This window comes from Acinetobacter sp. MB5, from assembly GCF_003261585.1.
In the GTDB taxonomy this organism is placed as follows: Bacteria; Pseudomonadota; Gammaproteobacteria; order Pseudomonadales; family Moraxellaceae; genus Acinetobacter.
The window spans coordinates 257,806-272,643 of record NZ_POVU01000002.1; the positions used below are offsets into that span (position 1 = coordinate 257,806).

The following is a 14,838-nucleotide window of genomic DNA, read 5'->3' on the forward strand; positions in this document are numbered from 1 at the left end:
ATGGCTGACGTACTTCATCACGATAGCCACGGGCACGACGATCATCATCACCACGATGATACCGATCTGACTACCTTTGGTTTCTGGACTTACTTGATGAGTGACTTGGTTCTATTCGGGACACTCTTCATTGCTTACGTGGTTTTGCATACGCACATTCCAGCAGGCACGCCAAGTCCAAAAGAATTGTTCGGTGAATCTTTAGGTTACGTTTTAATTGAAACCTTCGCGCTTTTGATTTCTTCTGTAACATTTGGTTTTGCTGTACTGGCACGTTACAAAAATAACGTGAATGGCGTAATTACTTGGTTAATTATCACTTGGTTATTTGGTGCTACCTTCATCGGTATGGAGCTTAACGAGTTCCATCACCTTGTACTTGAAGGTCATGGCCCAAGTCACAGTGCATTCTTATCTGCATTCTTTACTTTGGTTGGTACACACGGTATCCACGTGACTTCTGGTCTTGTTTGGATGATCGTTTTGATGTTCCAAATCAAAAAGAATGGTTTAACTTTACCAAATACACGTCGCCTCGCTTGCTTAAGCTTGTTCTGGCACTTCCTAGACATCGTCTGGATCTGTGTATTTAGTGTTGTTTACTTGATGGGAGTTATCTCATGAGTCATGATCATCATTCATCCGATGCGTCTCATGGCAACGTGAAACAATATACCATTGGTTTTATCTTATCTATCGTGCTCACCATCATCCCTTTCGGGATGGTGATGACTGGTGGTTTTGACCGTGGTCTATTGCTTGCAGTTGTTGGTATTACTGCGATTATTCAGGTTCTCGTTCAGCTCGTGTTGTTCTTGCACATGAATGCTTCTGAAGAACAACGTTGGAGCGTAATCGCATTTATCTATACCATCTTAACCATCGCAATCTTGTTGATTGGTTCTGTTTGGGTAATGAACTATCTACATTTCAACATGATGATCTAAACTGGTTGTCATGCTGAAAAAATATATATTCCTGACCAAGCCAGGGATACTCTTCGGTAACTTCGTTACTACCTTGGGCGGCTTTTTCTTAGCCGCCCAAGGCTCTGTAGATATCCTCTTACTTCTCATCACACTCTTAGGTACGACCCTAGTTGTTGCCTCAGGTTGTGTTGTCAATAACTTCATTGACCAAGACATCGACCACAAGATGGAGCGCACACAAAATCGTGCTCTTGTCAAAAAAACCATTGAGCCTCAAGCAGCCCTAATTTTTGCAACAATCTTAGGTTTAGCAGGTTTAAGTCTTTTATGGTTCTTTGTGAATGCGTATGCAACTGGCTTTGCGGTTCTTGGCTTTATTGTTTATGTATGCTTATACAGTTTATGGTCAAAACGTACCTCCATTCACCAAACAGTGATTGGTAGTATTTCAGGTGCTTGTCCACCCGTAATTGGCTATACCGCTGTTGCACACGAGTTTGATGTTGCTGCTTTACTGGTCTTCTTAGCGTATGCAATTTGGCAAATGCCTCATTCATGGGGAATTGCAATTTATCGTTTCGATGACTACAAACGTGCAGGAATTCCAATTTTGCCTGTTGCCCGCTCAATTATCAGAACCAAAATTGAATCTTTGATTTATGTGGTTTTATTTGCTGCGGTACTCAATGGTCTATATTGTTTTGGTTATACCAATATCTTTTTCTTAATTACCTTTAATGCTTTATGTGCATACTGGTTGTACTTATCCATTATTGGTTTTAAAGCTGAAAATGATCAGGTTTGGGCAAAACGCTATTTTCTGTATTCTGTAATTTTAATTACTGCACTCAGCATTAGCTTCAGCTTTAGCTATCAATCTCCTGCCCCACATTTGCCAATTTTCTAAAAAAGATAGAGTTCAACTCTATCTTTTTTCTTTTATATAATTATTGCTATCATAAATACAACAATTATTATTTATCTTTTTTACCCATGAACCTTAAAAAAACAATTTTAACCAGCCTTTTACTCAGTTCAATTAGTCCCCTTTTATTGCTTAGCCATGAAGCAAATGCAGGAGCAGAGTTTATATGCAGCCCAGATTTTGATTTACAAGGTAAATCTTATAACACTTGTAGTAATTTACCTGTACTCATTCCTTCAAATGATAATAAAGTGAATATGATATTATTATTAAGTGATTTAGGGCTTGCGGAAATTCAACCAATAAAAGGTGATACAGACCTTTGGACTGCTGTTTATGCTCAAGTTCCCTTTGAATCTGACACACTGATTCAAATGAGCAAAAATAAAGTCAACAATGCTCGTCAGTCTTTTAAAAAATCTGATGATTATTTAGATGAACGCTGTAGAACACTTGATAGTGGTAAAATGAATTTTATCCAGCAAGTACAGAATAATAAAAATATTGCACCGAATGAAAAACAACAACTCATTGCGGAGCGCAATAAAATTACAGGCTGTGGTGAAAAAATGGCCTTTATTATTATAAATCAACAATGGTCAGCAACTGCTCGTCAGTACGTCTCTTACTTAAATGCTAGTATCGCTTTTTATAATGCGAGTTATGCAACAGCAGATAAGATTTACACTGTGCTCAGCACTGTTGATGATGCTTGGCTTAAAGAAACTTCACAGTATATGTTGATTCGAAGTCGCTTAAATTTAGTTTATAGCTCAGGCATGGGGCAATATGGCGACTTAGATTTAAATAAAATTAATCCAGCACAACCACAACAGCTACTTGGTACCATCCGCAACTATTTGAAGCTATATCCGAATGGACAATATGTGGCAAGTGCACGTGGTTATTTACGCCGCGCCTTTTGGCTTGCAGGACAACAACCTGCTTTAATCAATGAATTGGTTTGGCAAATGCAAAATCCCAAATCACCTTATTACAATTTAGATATACAAGCATTACCTGCAGAGATTGATCACCAAATATTTAGTAGTAAAAATTTTAAAGTAAGCAATTTAAGTGACCCATTTTTTCTAGCTACCTATGATTTAATGATGATGCGGAATGACCCAGTTGAAGGATATAAACCCATTACTTGGTTACAACTGAATACACAAAAAGAACATTTCAAGCAACAACCTACTTTATTCCAGTATTTACAAGCCGCACATTTATTCTATGTACAAAATAAACCACGTGAAGCACTGAGTCTATTAACAGTAACAGGCAACACCAATCAAAACTACCTACATCTCAGTCAAGGTTTTTTAAAAGGTAAAATTTTAGATCAACTCAACCCAAATCAGGCTGAAAATTATTGGAGTGAAGCGTTATCTCAAGCAAAACACCGTGAACAGCGTGGATTATTTGAAGTCGCACTCACACCCTATTTAATAAAGAAACAAGATGTTACGGCTTTTACTGGCAAGAACCCAAGTATTCGCCAACTCAATTTGCAAAAAAACTTTATTGTCAACAATACAAATCCTAATGCTTTACAACAAATCATAAAAAGTAGCCAAGCCACGAACGATCAAAAGCAAGTAGCGCTTTTCACATTATTAAACAGAGCTTTAACTCATCAAAATTATGCACTTTTTAATGAATATTATAAAAATTTACCAGTAGACGCCGCACAATATAAATATTTTGATGGTGCACAAAAATACAATAATAAACCGCCATTTTCTGACTTTGTTTGGAATGGCACTCAGATTAGTGCTCAATTAAAATGCTCAGATTTACCCAAATTGACTGCGCAATTAGAAAAAATACCCAAAGATCCATTACTGAATATTTGTATGGGCGAATATGCACGTAATTTACATTTTGGATTCAGAGAAGATAGTGACTATCAAAATGATCGTTTTAGTGGTCCTGTTTTCGCCCGTGGCAATATTTATAGAAGCGTTATTCAATCAGACAATAAAAGTGATTTACAAGCCTATGCACTCTACCGTGCAATCATGTGTTACTCGCCAAGTGGTATAAATGACTGTGGTGATACTGAGGTTGCAAAACCAATACGCAAACAATGGTATGACCAAATTAAACGGGATTATCCAAATACGCCTTGGGCAAAATCACTGAAATATTATTGGTAAGCGAACATGCTGAAAACAATATATTCGATACTATTTGCTCTCGTTGCAGGTTCTAGTCTTGCCGCTTGCCAACAAAGTCACTCAGCAGAAAATCTATATCATGTCGATGCCAATCAATATCAGGCATTTTGGTTATGGGGAAATATTCCATCTGCCGCATATTTATCCCATGCGCAAACATTATATATTTTGCAAGGTGAAATTCGACTGGATCCGCACTCTCGACATTCTATCTTGATTCAACAAGGTGTTCCTGTTTTACATATTCCAAAACAAAAAGTTTGGCTCGTATTCAGAAATTATCACCTAAATTGGCATGGCGATGAATTAGCTAAGATTTTACAACGAGTCAAGCAATGGGAGCGTGCTGGCAACCAAATTCAAGGGATTCAAATTGATTTTGATGCCCGCACTAAAAATTTAAATGACTATGCCCAATTTTTACAGCACTTAAGAACACAGCTTCCCAAACAATATCGGCTGAGTATTACCAGTCTAATGGATTGGACGAACTTACGTAACCCAAATACGATTAGGCTATTTAGAGATAATATTGATGAAATCATAATTCAAACTTATCAAGGTTCAACCACCATCCCCAATTATCAAGACTATTTAAAGAAAATTGCTGCATTGCAATTGCCCTATAAAATTGGCTTAGTGCAATATGGTGAATGGAATCCAAGCCTTAACTTCGCTGCAAATCAAAACTTTAAAGGTTATGTGATTTTCCTGTTACCGAAAAAGTTTGATAAATAATGACGTTTTTCCTTGAGTTCATAGAGCTGATCTTATAAAATTCAGCCTTCGCAATTTGCGACTCAACATTTTAGTTGAGACTCCTTGCTTCTAAAAATTCATTTAGGGGCTGTCTAAACCGTAAGGAGCTGACAATGCGTCATTACGAAATCGTACTTTTAGTACACCCTGATCAAAGCGATCAAGTGGTTGGTATGGTAGAACGCTATATCTCTCACATCAAAGATGCTGAAGGTCAAATTCACCGCTTAGAAGATTGGGGCCGTCGTCAATTGGCTTACCCAATTAACAAGATTCACAAAGCGCACTACATTTTAATGAACGTTGAATGTGGTCAAACGACTCTTGATGAGTTAGAAGAATTGTTCCGTTATAACGATGCAATTATTCGTAACTTGATCATCCGTCGTGAACACGCAATTACTGAAGAGTCTTTGCTTGCTAAGAGTGCTGAAGAAAAACGTGCGCGTAAAGCTCAACGTGAAGAAGCACAGCAAGTAGCTCAAGAAGCTGCTGAATAAGGAGAACATCAATGGCACGTTTTTACCGTCGTCGCAAGTTCTGCCGCTTTACAGCTGAGAATGTTGCGTACATCGATTACAAAGATATCGACACTTTAAAACAGTACATCACTGAAAACGGCAAGATTGTTCCTAGCCGTATCACTGGTACTAAAGCTCGTTATCAACGTCAATTAGCGCTTGCTATCAAACAAGCTCGCTACTTGTCTTTGATTCCGTACACTGACAACCATAAGTGAGGTGATCTGTGGACGTTATCTTATTACAACGCATTAAAAACCTTGGTAAATTAGGCGACAAAGTATCAGTTAAAGCTGGTTACGGTCGTAACTTCTTGATCCCTCAAGGTAAAGCTGTTGCTGCAACTGAAGCAAACACGACTGCTTTTGAAGCTCGTCGTGCTGAACTTGAGAAGCAAGAAGCTGAAGTATTAGCTGCTGCTACTGCACGTGCTGATCAATTGAACGAAGTGAACATCGTTATCACTGCTAAAGCTGGTGACGAAGGCAAATTGTTCGGTTCTATCGGTACTCGTGACATCGCTGACGCTTTAACTAATGCTGGTCTTGTTGTAGACCGTGCAGAAGTTCGTTTACCTAACGGTGCGCTTCGTCACACTGGTGAATTCAACATCGCAATCCAATTGCACCATGATGTTGCTGCTGAAGTACTTGTTACTATCGTTTCTGAGTAATTTCAGTAATTCCCAAAAAGAGCATGCTTCTGCATGCTCTTTTTTTTCGCTATAGTTTTTTCTGATTTATCCGTTCATTTATATTGTTTTTAAGATTATGTAGTTTTCTACTTTTGCTTTAAGATAGAACGGCTAATCTTTTTGTTTTTCCCTGCTTTATTCAGTTTAAGGTTATCTATGTCTCAGGCGAATGCCACAGTTGCACAACACTCTGTTTCTTCTGAAAATAAAAATACGGAGTCGTCAGGTCAGCTCAAAGAATTTCGTACACCTCCACATAACTTGGCGATTGAACAAGCCGTTTTAGCTGCACTCATGACTGTTGCCGAGTCTTTCGAACAAGTCAGCGATGTTTTAAACGAAAATGACTTTTATGCGACTCGTCATAAATATATTTTTCGTGCCATTGAAAAACTGGCTCAAGAGAACTCTCCTTACGATGCAGTTTTGGTAAACGACTGGTTACTTAAACAGAATCTGATAGATGCTGTTGGTGGTGAAGATTACCTCATGCAACTTATGTCAGACTCCCCTGCAAGTTTCTACAACCTAGAAACCTATGCTGTTAAAATTCGTGAGTTTGCAACACTACGCAGCATGATCAAGGCGAGCAATGAAATTTTGCTCAATGCATACAACACCAATGGCCGTAGCGTTTCTGAAATTTTAGACTTAGCCGAAACCAATATTTTCTCTATTGCTGAACAGCACAATAACAACAAGAAAAATTCTGGTCCTCAACCGATTACCTCTGTGGTTTCAGACGTATTCAATAAACTCAGTGAATTATCACAACTTGAAGGCAACATCACAGGCTTAACGACTGGATTTGTTGAACTCGATAACAAAACCTCGGGCATGCAAGGTGGCGATATGATTATTGTCGCGGCACGTCCATCGATGGGTAAAACGACATTTGCCATGAATCTGGTTGAAAGTGTTTTATTCAACTGCGATTTGCCAGCTTTAGTATTTTCAATGGAGATGCCAGCCGACTCCATTGCCATGCGTTTAATTTCGTCTTACGGGAAAGTCCATCAAGGCCATTTACGTTCAGGTAAATTAGACAGTGATGAATGGTCTAAAGTGACAGGCACGATTTTACAGCTTCAAGAAAAGCATCTTTATATTGATGACTCCTCTGCACTTCCACCAACAGAATTACGTGCACGTGCTCGTCGTGTTGCCAAACAGCATGGTGGAAAACTCGGCTGTATTATGGTCGACTATTTACAGCTCATGAAAGTACCAGGTATGGGAGACAACCGTGTTGGCGAGATTGGTGAAATTTCTCGAAGCTTAAAAGCTTTGGCAAAAGAAATGGACTGCCCTGTCATCGCACTCTCTCAGCTGAACCGAAGTCTGGAAAACCGACCAAACAAGCGCCCTGTGATGTCTGACTTACGTGAATCTGGAGCGATTGAGCAAGATGCCGACTTAATCATGTTTATTTACCGTGATGAAGTCTATAACAAAGAATCCAAAGAAGCTGGCACTGCCGAAATCATTATCGGTAAACAACGTAACGGCCCAATCGGAACCGTACGACTGGCTTTTGAAGGACAATATACTCGTTTTAGTAATTTATCTCCCGAGTATTACAACCAATTTGATGACGAAGAATAACTTCTTAAGGAGTCCAAAAGTGCGTCAGGCTACCGTTACCATCAATCGCAAAGCATTACAACACAACTTGAATCGTGTCAAACAGCTCGCGCCAGATTCAAAGATTGTCAGCATGGTAAAGGCAAATGCTTATGGTCACGGATTAGAAAACTGCCTGTCTGCACTGACGCAATCTGATGCCTTTGGTGTTGCATGCATAGATGAAGCAATTGAAATTCGCCAATTGGGTTTTAATCAACTAGTTACCCTCATTGAAGGCGTTTTCAGCGAAGAAGAAATGAAAATTGCGATCGACAACAAGTTTGAATGCATGCTGCACCATCAACAACAATTAGATTGGGTTCGTCAGTACAAAACAGAATATCAAGCAAAAGGCCTAAAAGTCTGGGTCAAACTTAACAGTGGCATGAACCGTTTAGGTTTCAAGGTTCCTGAGATCATTGATATTATCAACACGCTGAAAGCAGAAGGTTTTGAATGTGTCTTAGCTATGCACTTTGCGAATGCAGATGCAGATGATCACCCAATGAATGAACAACAGAAACAGCAATTCTTACAAGTACGTGAAGCTTGCTCACCTGTTCTTGCTTCTTGCTGCAACTCTGCTGCAATCATGAAATGGCCTGAACTTCATTTTGATTATGTTCGACCAGGCATTATGCTTTACGGTGCAACTCCTTTTGACCATCATCCTGTTGCAGAACTCGGACTTCAACCCGTCATGACATTTACTGCTGGAATCATGGCTTTAAACAAAATTAAAGCGGGCGAGAAAGTGGGTTATGGTTCAACATTCATTGCACCGAAAGATATGGAAATTGCCATCGTTTCTATTGGCTATGGCGATGGTTACCCACGCGCATATATCGAACAAAACTATGTTGTGGTAAATGGTCAAACTGTACCTTTAGTTGGTCGTGTCAGCATGGATATGATGGCGATCGATGTCACAGGTCTAAATACAACAATTGATACCGCTGTGGAGCTTTGGGGAACTCAGCGTTTGGTCGATGATGTTGCAAAAGCCAACGGCACAATTGGTTATGAGTTACTTTGTCGTCTGACTAAGCGCCCTGCTCGCCAAGCGATTTAATAACATCTAAATAAAAAGCCAAGTTTTAACTTGGCTTTTTTTGCTTTTGCTGCATTTTAAATAGACCAATGTATTGCAATATTAGTTCAAATCCTTACAGGAAATATTCCTGATCAGGCTTGGGAATTTCATGTAATCCACGTCTTAAAGTTTCTGACCATTGCCGACTAATGTTTTGAAAATACGGATCTTCACTGGTAATTCGTTTACCATGCGGAATTTTCAGACTATTTACCCGATAGACTAAAAGATCGAGTGGCATTCCCACAGAAACATTAGACCGCAATGTTGAATCAAAAGAGATTAAACTACAACGAATCGCCTCATCTAACGGCATATCATAAGTTAAAGCACGATCAAGAATTGGTTTACCGTATTTACTCTCACCAATTTGAAAAAATGGCGTGTCTTTGGTTGCACAAATAAAGTTGCCTTGCGGATAAATATTATAAAGTTGCAGTTCAGCATCTCCGATCTGCCCTCCAACCAATAAGCTACAGTAATAATTGCTTTGCTCTAACGTATCTTCAGTCACATCTTGAATGACTTTACGCAAGGTTCGCCCAACCAGTTGAGCAACTTCAAACATGGTATTGACCGTATATAAATTTGGCTCTTGTTTTAATGCAATTTGATTGCGTAAATGTCCAATTACAGCCTGAGTTGTTGCGAGATTCCCTGCCGTCTGAATAGCAATAAAACGTTCCTGATGTACACCAAACGTATAAAGTTTACGAAAAACTGAAATCTGATCAACACCCGCATTGGTACGCGTATCACTAATAAAGACTAAACCATCTTTCAAACGCAAAGCACAGCAATAGGTCATTAACACTTCCTTCGTTTAAATCTAGCATGGCAGAACTTGCACAATGGAGTGCATTGTCTCTAACCCACCATGTTCACGTACTCCTCGAATAGGAGCAACATCATAATAATCCCGACCGATTGCAACATAAATATGTGAGCGTGGTGTAAAGATCTGATTACTAATATCAAAACAATACCATGTTTGATCTATATATGCTTCTGCCCAAGCATGACTGGCTAGATGTATCATATCTGGAGCGTATAAATAGCCAGAAACATAACGTGCAGGAATTCCCAAGGCTCGGCACATCGCAATAAATATGTGACTATGATCCTGACAAACTCCACCCGACTGATGTGCCTTAAACACTTCAGCTGCGGGTGTATGTACTTCTGTTGCCTGTGGACAATACGGAATATATTCCAAAATTGCAGCGGCTAAAGCCTGCAATTCGGCACGTGTTTTCTGTTGAACATATTCATGAGCAAATGCAGACATTTCACGGTTGCATTCAGTCATTATTGTTGGCTGCAAAAAAACACTGGGGTGAATTACATCATTAAGCATTGATGTTTCACACTTTTGATCAATCTCAACAATGCCCTGCACCATAATAGTGAGTTGCTGATAAGCATATCGCTGCGTACTGGTCACCCATAAATTATTAAAAGCATCTCGCTGGGTATCGTATGTGCCTGGAATACTTAAATCCCATGAATGTACCCGCTGATGCCCTCCACTTTGAGGAATCATCTTAATATATTGAATACTGTTTCTTGCAGCCTCACTATATTGATAATGGGTTTGATGATTAATCATTAATTTCATGTGACTACTCCAAACATTTCCTGTAAGCGAGTATTTAATGCATGATAAGTGCCCAAATCTGGTTGCAACTTAAAATCATGCCAAGCATGAACATACTCATGCCAATCAAATTCACTCAAAGCATTTGCAAGAATATCGAGCTTTTCCATCGTGTCTCGACTTTCTTGCTGCATACGCAATTCCTGATCGAGCTTTTCAATATATTTTCCTAGACTAAAATAGAGAAAAATATTTTGAGATTCGCTTTCAAGCACGGCTTCAATATCACTAATGGTTTGACAAATCGATCCTGCATTATCTTTTGCATATTTAAACATTGCATTCAGTTCAGCATAACTTTGACGTGACAGCACCCCACGTAAAGCCTGAACATTGTCATAAGCAACATTAAATTGCTGGCTAAATGAATAAACCTGCTCAGGATCAAGCAAGAGTTCTGTCAGTGATGCCGCATCATAAGCAGGTAAATACAAAGCACCTATCAGTTGCTTGGCATGTTCATCATCCTGTAATGGCAGATACTGGCACAAAAAATTAATTCGAGTTAAGTAACGCCCCAACCAGTAAATATTGTATGCATTTGAAATAAGCAATAGCATGTTTTTCCCCTTATGCATCCAATGTTTCAATAACCCAAGTATCTTTGATACCACCGCCTTGTGAAGAGTTCACAACCAAAGATCCTTCTTTCATTGCCACACGGGTCAAACCACCTGGTACGATTTCAGTTCGTTGTGGTGAACTCAAAATAAATGGACGCAAGTCGATATGACGTTCTGCCACGCCTTTATCTGTCAAAGTGGGTGCAACAGACAAATCGAGCGTTGGTTGTGCAATATATAAATGCGGATGAGTAATCACTTTCTGTTTGAATTCAGCAATTTGTTTTTCTGTTGCTTGAGGGCCAATCAACATACCATAGCCACCAGAGCCTTGCGCTTCTTTCACCACTAGATTATGCATATTTTCAATAACATATTCTAAGTCATGACGAGAACGACACTGGTAGGTAGGCACATTTTTTAAAATCGGTTTTTCGCTCAAATAATACTCAATCATTTTATCAACATAAGGATAAATTGATTTGTCATCTGCAACACCTGTCCCAGGCGCATTCGCAATAATCACGTTTTGTTTTAAATAGGCCGACATTAATCCAGGAACACCTAGACAACTGTCTGGACGGAAACTTAAAGGATCTAAAAATGCATCGTCTAAACGACGATAAATCACGTCAATTCGTTGTTTACCATAAACAGTTTTGGCATAAACCATATCATTTTCAACAAATAAATCCTGACCTGTCACTAAAGGCACATCCATTTCACGCGCCAAAAATGCATGTTCATAGTAAGCACTGTTAAAACGCCCTGGTGTCAGAACCACAACAGTTGGACGATCAACCAAGGCATTTTCTTCTAAAATTGCACGTAAAAGTTGTGGATATTGTTCAATCTCATAAAGTTTGCTTTTTTGGCACAAATCAGGCATCAATTTTTTGCTGATTTTTCGGCTTTCCAGCATGTATGACACACCTGATGGTGTTCGCAAATTATCTTCTAAAACAAAGAACTCACCCGTTCCATCTCGAATAATATCAATTCCGCTAATTTGCGAATAAATCTGACCTTTCAATTTAAAATTCAGCATTTGTGGCTGAAAGGCTTCATGACTTAATACCTGAACTTCAGGCACAATGCCACTTTTCAAAATTTCCTGACGATTGTAAATATCATCCAGAAAATGGTTGAGTGCATCGACACGCTGTGCACATCCTGTAGAAATCTTGTCCCACTGTTTTTTTGCAATTACACGAGGAATTAAATCATAAGGAATGGTTCGTTCTGTTCCTTCAGCATCTCCATATACGGTAAAGGTAATTCCATGATAAAGAAAGAATTCTTTGGCTTCTTTATTGAGAATTTTCAGTTCTGCTAGACTTCGTTCAAATAACCATTTTTCAATATTGCGACAAGCTTCTGCCGACATGTGTTGATCATCCAGCATTTCATTAAAGAACTTCGAGTGAAGTTGCTGAAATAAATTTTTATCCTGCTGGCTTTTAGGCTGAACATGCTGTGGTTCTAAGTGACTATATCCTGTAGCTGTAACAACGTTATCAATCATATTTAAAGGTTCTTTATTATCTTTTAGCATATCAACCTCTCATCTTTATTAAGGCTTGTCTTTTGATTAGCAAAATTGATGCCATAGCACCCTAGCATTTTTTACTTCAGTTTTTTGTCTTGCTCGATATTTATTATTGATATCTCATCTACAAAAGACTAGTGTATAGAGAACTTTTTCGTTTCGAGTTGTTTGAAATCCTCTCGACTTCAACACTTCTCATTCATTTAACTTTATCAGTATCTTATATCATCTCATGTCCACACAAGAAAAAGAAACCTCCAACAGCCTGCATCGGCAATGGCAAATTTTATCGTGCCTGACCACAGGAAAATGGACAGGTACCCGTCAGCTACAAGAGACTTTGCAACGCGAAGGTATCGATATTAGTTTACGCACTATTCAACGTGACCTAAACCAACTCGCTCTACGCTTTCCCATTGAAAGTAATAGAGAAGTTCCTCAAGGTTGGCGTTGGCGATCTGATGCCCCGATTCAAAGTTTACCGCATATGACCAGCTCTCAAGCAGTCACTTTTATGATGGTTGAAGAACATCTTAAACACCTACTTCCACCGAGTTTAATTAATGAAATGATGCCTTGGTTTGATTTGGCTCGACGTAGCTTATCTAGCCAAAACAACGTGCGCCAATGGATTAATCGGGTGCGAATTGTGCCCGCAAGTCAACCCCTCATTCCACCAACCATTGATCAGCTAGCACAACAAGTGATCTATGAAGGTCTTTTGCAAGATAAACAAATTGAATGTGTGTATGAAGGACGTGAGCGTAAAGAAAAGAATTACTTGCTCAATCCATTAGGGCTGGTACAAAAGGGTGCAATTATCTACCTAATCTGTACTCGCCATGATCGTCAGGATATTCAAACCTTTGCTTTGCACCGTTTTAAGTCCGCAAACTTATCTGCAAATCGTGCAATGCACCCTGTTGATTTTAATATCGATCAATATATTGAATCGGGTGCTTTAGGGTTTCGAATCGACACGCATAAACCAACCGAAATGGTGCAACTACAACTCACCATGTTAGAAGCAGACGCAAAAACTTTTTATGAGTCTCAACTCAGTCGAGATCAAACTATTCAGCGCGTAGATAATGAACAGGTCTTAATTCAAGCTACTGTTCCATTAACATCGCAGTTGGTTTGGTGGTTAAGAAGTTTCGGGCAGAAAATTCGTCATATTGAACCTGCCCAAGTTGCGACATATGTTAATGAGGCAATTTAGACACTTCATCGACCTCTATAAATGCATAGCGCTGAAATGTCAGTTGATTCAATTGGGCTGAAATCGGCGTTTGTAAAAATTCGTCCAGAGTTTTCTTCACGACTGCTTCAACGTCATCACCTTTTTGCAATGTTCCTTCACCTACGTCCTCATGTACCTCGCCATCTACAACCATATAACGACGTTGTAATTCACCTTGATGATATTGTTCAAAGAAATAGCTATTGGCTAGAGAAAATAAAACAAACTGAACAATGTCATCTTTAACCTCGGACACATCATAAGACTGTCCCGCATGGTAAATAATCAGACAAGCAACTTCATTACTATACACAGCTATAGTATTTTCATCGTGTTCTAAATCTGTGGCTTCCGCGAAGCTGATATCCCCCAAATATTCAAGAGGAGTTCCAAACAATTTTTCCAAATTGTCCTGAGATGAAATAGCTTTCTTGACTATACAACCCGAAATGTTCAGCTTCTTCATAATAGCATCACCTATATTTTTTTTATTCAGCCATGCTATGAGCATACTTGATTTTTAAATATATCACTATCTTAGCAGATGATTAAAGTGGACTTATGACGGAGACAATATGCTGAAACACATAAGGATCTGATAACAATTCAAATCTTTCATCATCTGGATATGTAACCGCGATATGATAATTTTCACCAGCAAAGGCTTTAATAGCGGATAAATCTTTCCAATAGGTTGCTAAGAAAAAATGCTCCCATTTGCCCTGAGACTCTCGACGAACATAAGCACCTAAATTTCCCGCAATACTTTCAGAATGCAACACACCTGTTTGTTGTAAATGCTCGGAAAATCCATCTGCATGTTGTCGTGGTACACATCCATGCCATGTTCTTACGATCATTTTGACTCCAGTCTATGTGTAAAACATACAGTATAAAGGGATTTATGTTTTTAGATAGAGTGAATAAAAAATAAGCCTATTATTCATCACTGATAATAGGCTAATCTGATCTGAACGCTATTTTTATTATGATCTGTTATTTTTATTTAGGAAGAACAACACTCATCTGATCAGTTTAAGCATGCCAATTCACCACGGTTATATCGAATATGCTTGAAGGTCATGGCTTTTTCTCA

Annotated in this window: 17 protein-coding genes; 11 read left to right on the top strand and 6 right to left on the bottom strand. The window is 38.9% G+C overall.

All coding sequences use genetic code 11. From position 1 onward, the window contains the following. From cyoC to alr, 10 genes are all read left to right on the top strand, one after another. On the top strand, positions 1-624 hold the full coding sequence (gene cyoC, locus C1A47_RS03840; RefSeq protein WP_111892603.1) for a cytochrome o ubiquinol oxidase subunit III: 624 nt from the start codon (positions 1-3) through the stop codon (positions 622-624). Beyond that, on the top strand, positions 621-947 hold the full coding sequence (cyoD, locus tag C1A47_RS03845) for a cytochrome o ubiquinol oxidase subunit IV (protein ID WP_111892605.1): 327 nt from the start codon (positions 621-623) through the stop codon (positions 945-947). The genes cyoC and cyoD overlap by 4 nt, the downstream gene beginning before the upstream one ends. A 10-nt stretch (positions 948-957) precedes the next feature. Then, a complete protein-coding gene (cyoE, locus tag C1A47_RS03850) occupies positions 958-1,836 on the top strand; it encodes a heme o synthase (RefSeq protein WP_111892607.1) in 879 nt (292 codons plus the stop codon). An 86-nt stretch (positions 1,837-1,922) separates the two neighbouring features. Next, positions 1,923-4,016, top strand: a complete 2,094-nt coding sequence (locus tag C1A47_RS03855) for a hypothetical protein (RefSeq protein WP_111892609.1) — start codon at positions 1,923-1,925, stop codon at positions 4,014-4,016. Between the two features lie 6 nt (positions 4,017-4,022). Beyond that, positions 4,023-4,775, top strand: a complete 753-nt coding sequence (locus C1A47_RS03860; RefSeq protein ID WP_111892611.1) for a DUF3142 domain-containing protein — start codon at positions 4,023-4,025, stop codon at positions 4,773-4,775. Between the two features lie 134 nt (positions 4,776-4,909). After that, positions 4,910-5,296 (top strand): 30S ribosomal protein S6, encoded by a 387-nt coding sequence (gene rpsF / locus C1A47_RS03865; RefSeq protein WP_111892613.1) that lies wholly within the window; start codon positions 4,910-4,912, stop codon positions 5,294-5,296. Positions 5,297-5,307: 11 nt separating this feature from the next. Further along, positions 5,308-5,535, top strand: coding sequence for a 30S ribosomal protein S18 (rpsR, locus tag C1A47_RS03870; protein WP_000090661.1), 228 nt, complete (start codon positions 5,308-5,310; stop codon positions 5,533-5,535). 8 nt (positions 5,536-5,543) lie between these two features. Beyond that, positions 5,544-5,990, top strand: a complete 447-nt coding sequence (gene rplI / locus C1A47_RS03875; protein WP_111892615.1) for a 50S ribosomal protein L9 — start codon at positions 5,544-5,546, stop codon at positions 5,988-5,990. A 177-nt stretch (positions 5,991-6,167) separates the two neighbouring features. Beyond that, entirely contained in the window at positions 6,168-7,616 is a 1,449-nt protein-coding gene (gene dnaB / locus C1A47_RS03880) for a replicative DNA helicase (protein WP_111892617.1), read from the top strand. Between the two features lie 19 nt (positions 7,617-7,635). Beyond that, positions 7,636-8,709 (top strand): alanine racemase, encoded by a 1,074-nt coding sequence (alr, locus tag C1A47_RS03885; protein WP_111892619.1) that lies wholly within the window; start codon positions 7,636-7,638, stop codon positions 8,707-8,709. 94 nt (positions 8,710-8,803) lie between these two features. On the opposite strand, the gene C1A47_RS03890 is transcribed toward alr, so the two are convergent. The 4 genes from C1A47_RS03890 to C1A47_RS03905 are packed head-to-tail and all read right to left on the bottom strand — an operon-like array spanning position 8,804 to position 12,505. Beyond that, positions 8,804-9,538, bottom strand: coding sequence for a proteasome-type protease (locus tag C1A47_RS03890; protein WP_111892621.1), 735 nt, complete (start codon positions 9,536-9,538; stop codon positions 8,804-8,806). 21 nt (positions 9,539-9,559) lie between these two features. Continuing rightward, complete coding sequence (locus C1A47_RS03895) at positions 9,560-10,348, bottom strand: transglutaminase family protein (RefSeq protein ID WP_111892623.1); 789 nt, start codon at positions 10,346-10,348, stop codon at positions 9,560-9,562. Continuing rightward, the gene (locus C1A47_RS03900) at positions 10,345-10,947 is read right to left on the bottom strand and encodes an alpha-E domain-containing protein (RefSeq protein WP_111893079.1); all 603 of its coding nucleotides are present in this window, start codon (positions 10,945-10,947) and stop codon (positions 10,345-10,347) included. The genes C1A47_RS03895 and C1A47_RS03900 overlap by 4 nt, the downstream gene beginning before the upstream one ends. 10 nt (positions 10,948-10,957) lie before the next feature. Continuing rightward, positions 10,958-12,505, bottom strand: a complete 1,548-nt coding sequence (locus tag C1A47_RS03905; RefSeq protein WP_111892625.1) for a circularly permuted type 2 ATP-grasp protein — start codon at positions 12,503-12,505, stop codon at positions 10,958-10,960. 226 nt (positions 12,506-12,731) lie between these two features. Between C1A47_RS03905 and C1A47_RS03910 the strand changes: the two genes are divergently transcribed. Beyond that, positions 12,732-13,721 (top strand): helix-turn-helix transcriptional regulator, encoded by a 990-nt coding sequence (locus tag C1A47_RS03910; protein WP_111892627.1) that lies wholly within the window; start codon positions 12,732-12,734, stop codon positions 13,719-13,721. Here the strand turns inward: C1A47_RS03910 and C1A47_RS03915 are convergent. Both C1A47_RS03915 and C1A47_RS03920 read right to left on the bottom strand, forming a co-directional pair. Further along, complete coding sequence (locus C1A47_RS03915; protein ID WP_111893081.1) at positions 13,705-14,208, bottom strand: hypothetical protein; 504 nt, start codon at positions 14,206-14,208, stop codon at positions 13,705-13,707. The genes C1A47_RS03910 and C1A47_RS03915 overlap by 17 nt on opposite strands. 82 nt (positions 14,209-14,290) lie before the next feature. Then, complete coding sequence (locus C1A47_RS03920) at positions 14,291-14,602, bottom strand: hypothetical protein (protein ID WP_111892629.1); 312 nt, start codon at positions 14,600-14,602, stop codon at positions 14,291-14,293. Between the last annotated feature and the right edge of the window lie 236 nt (positions 14,603-14,838).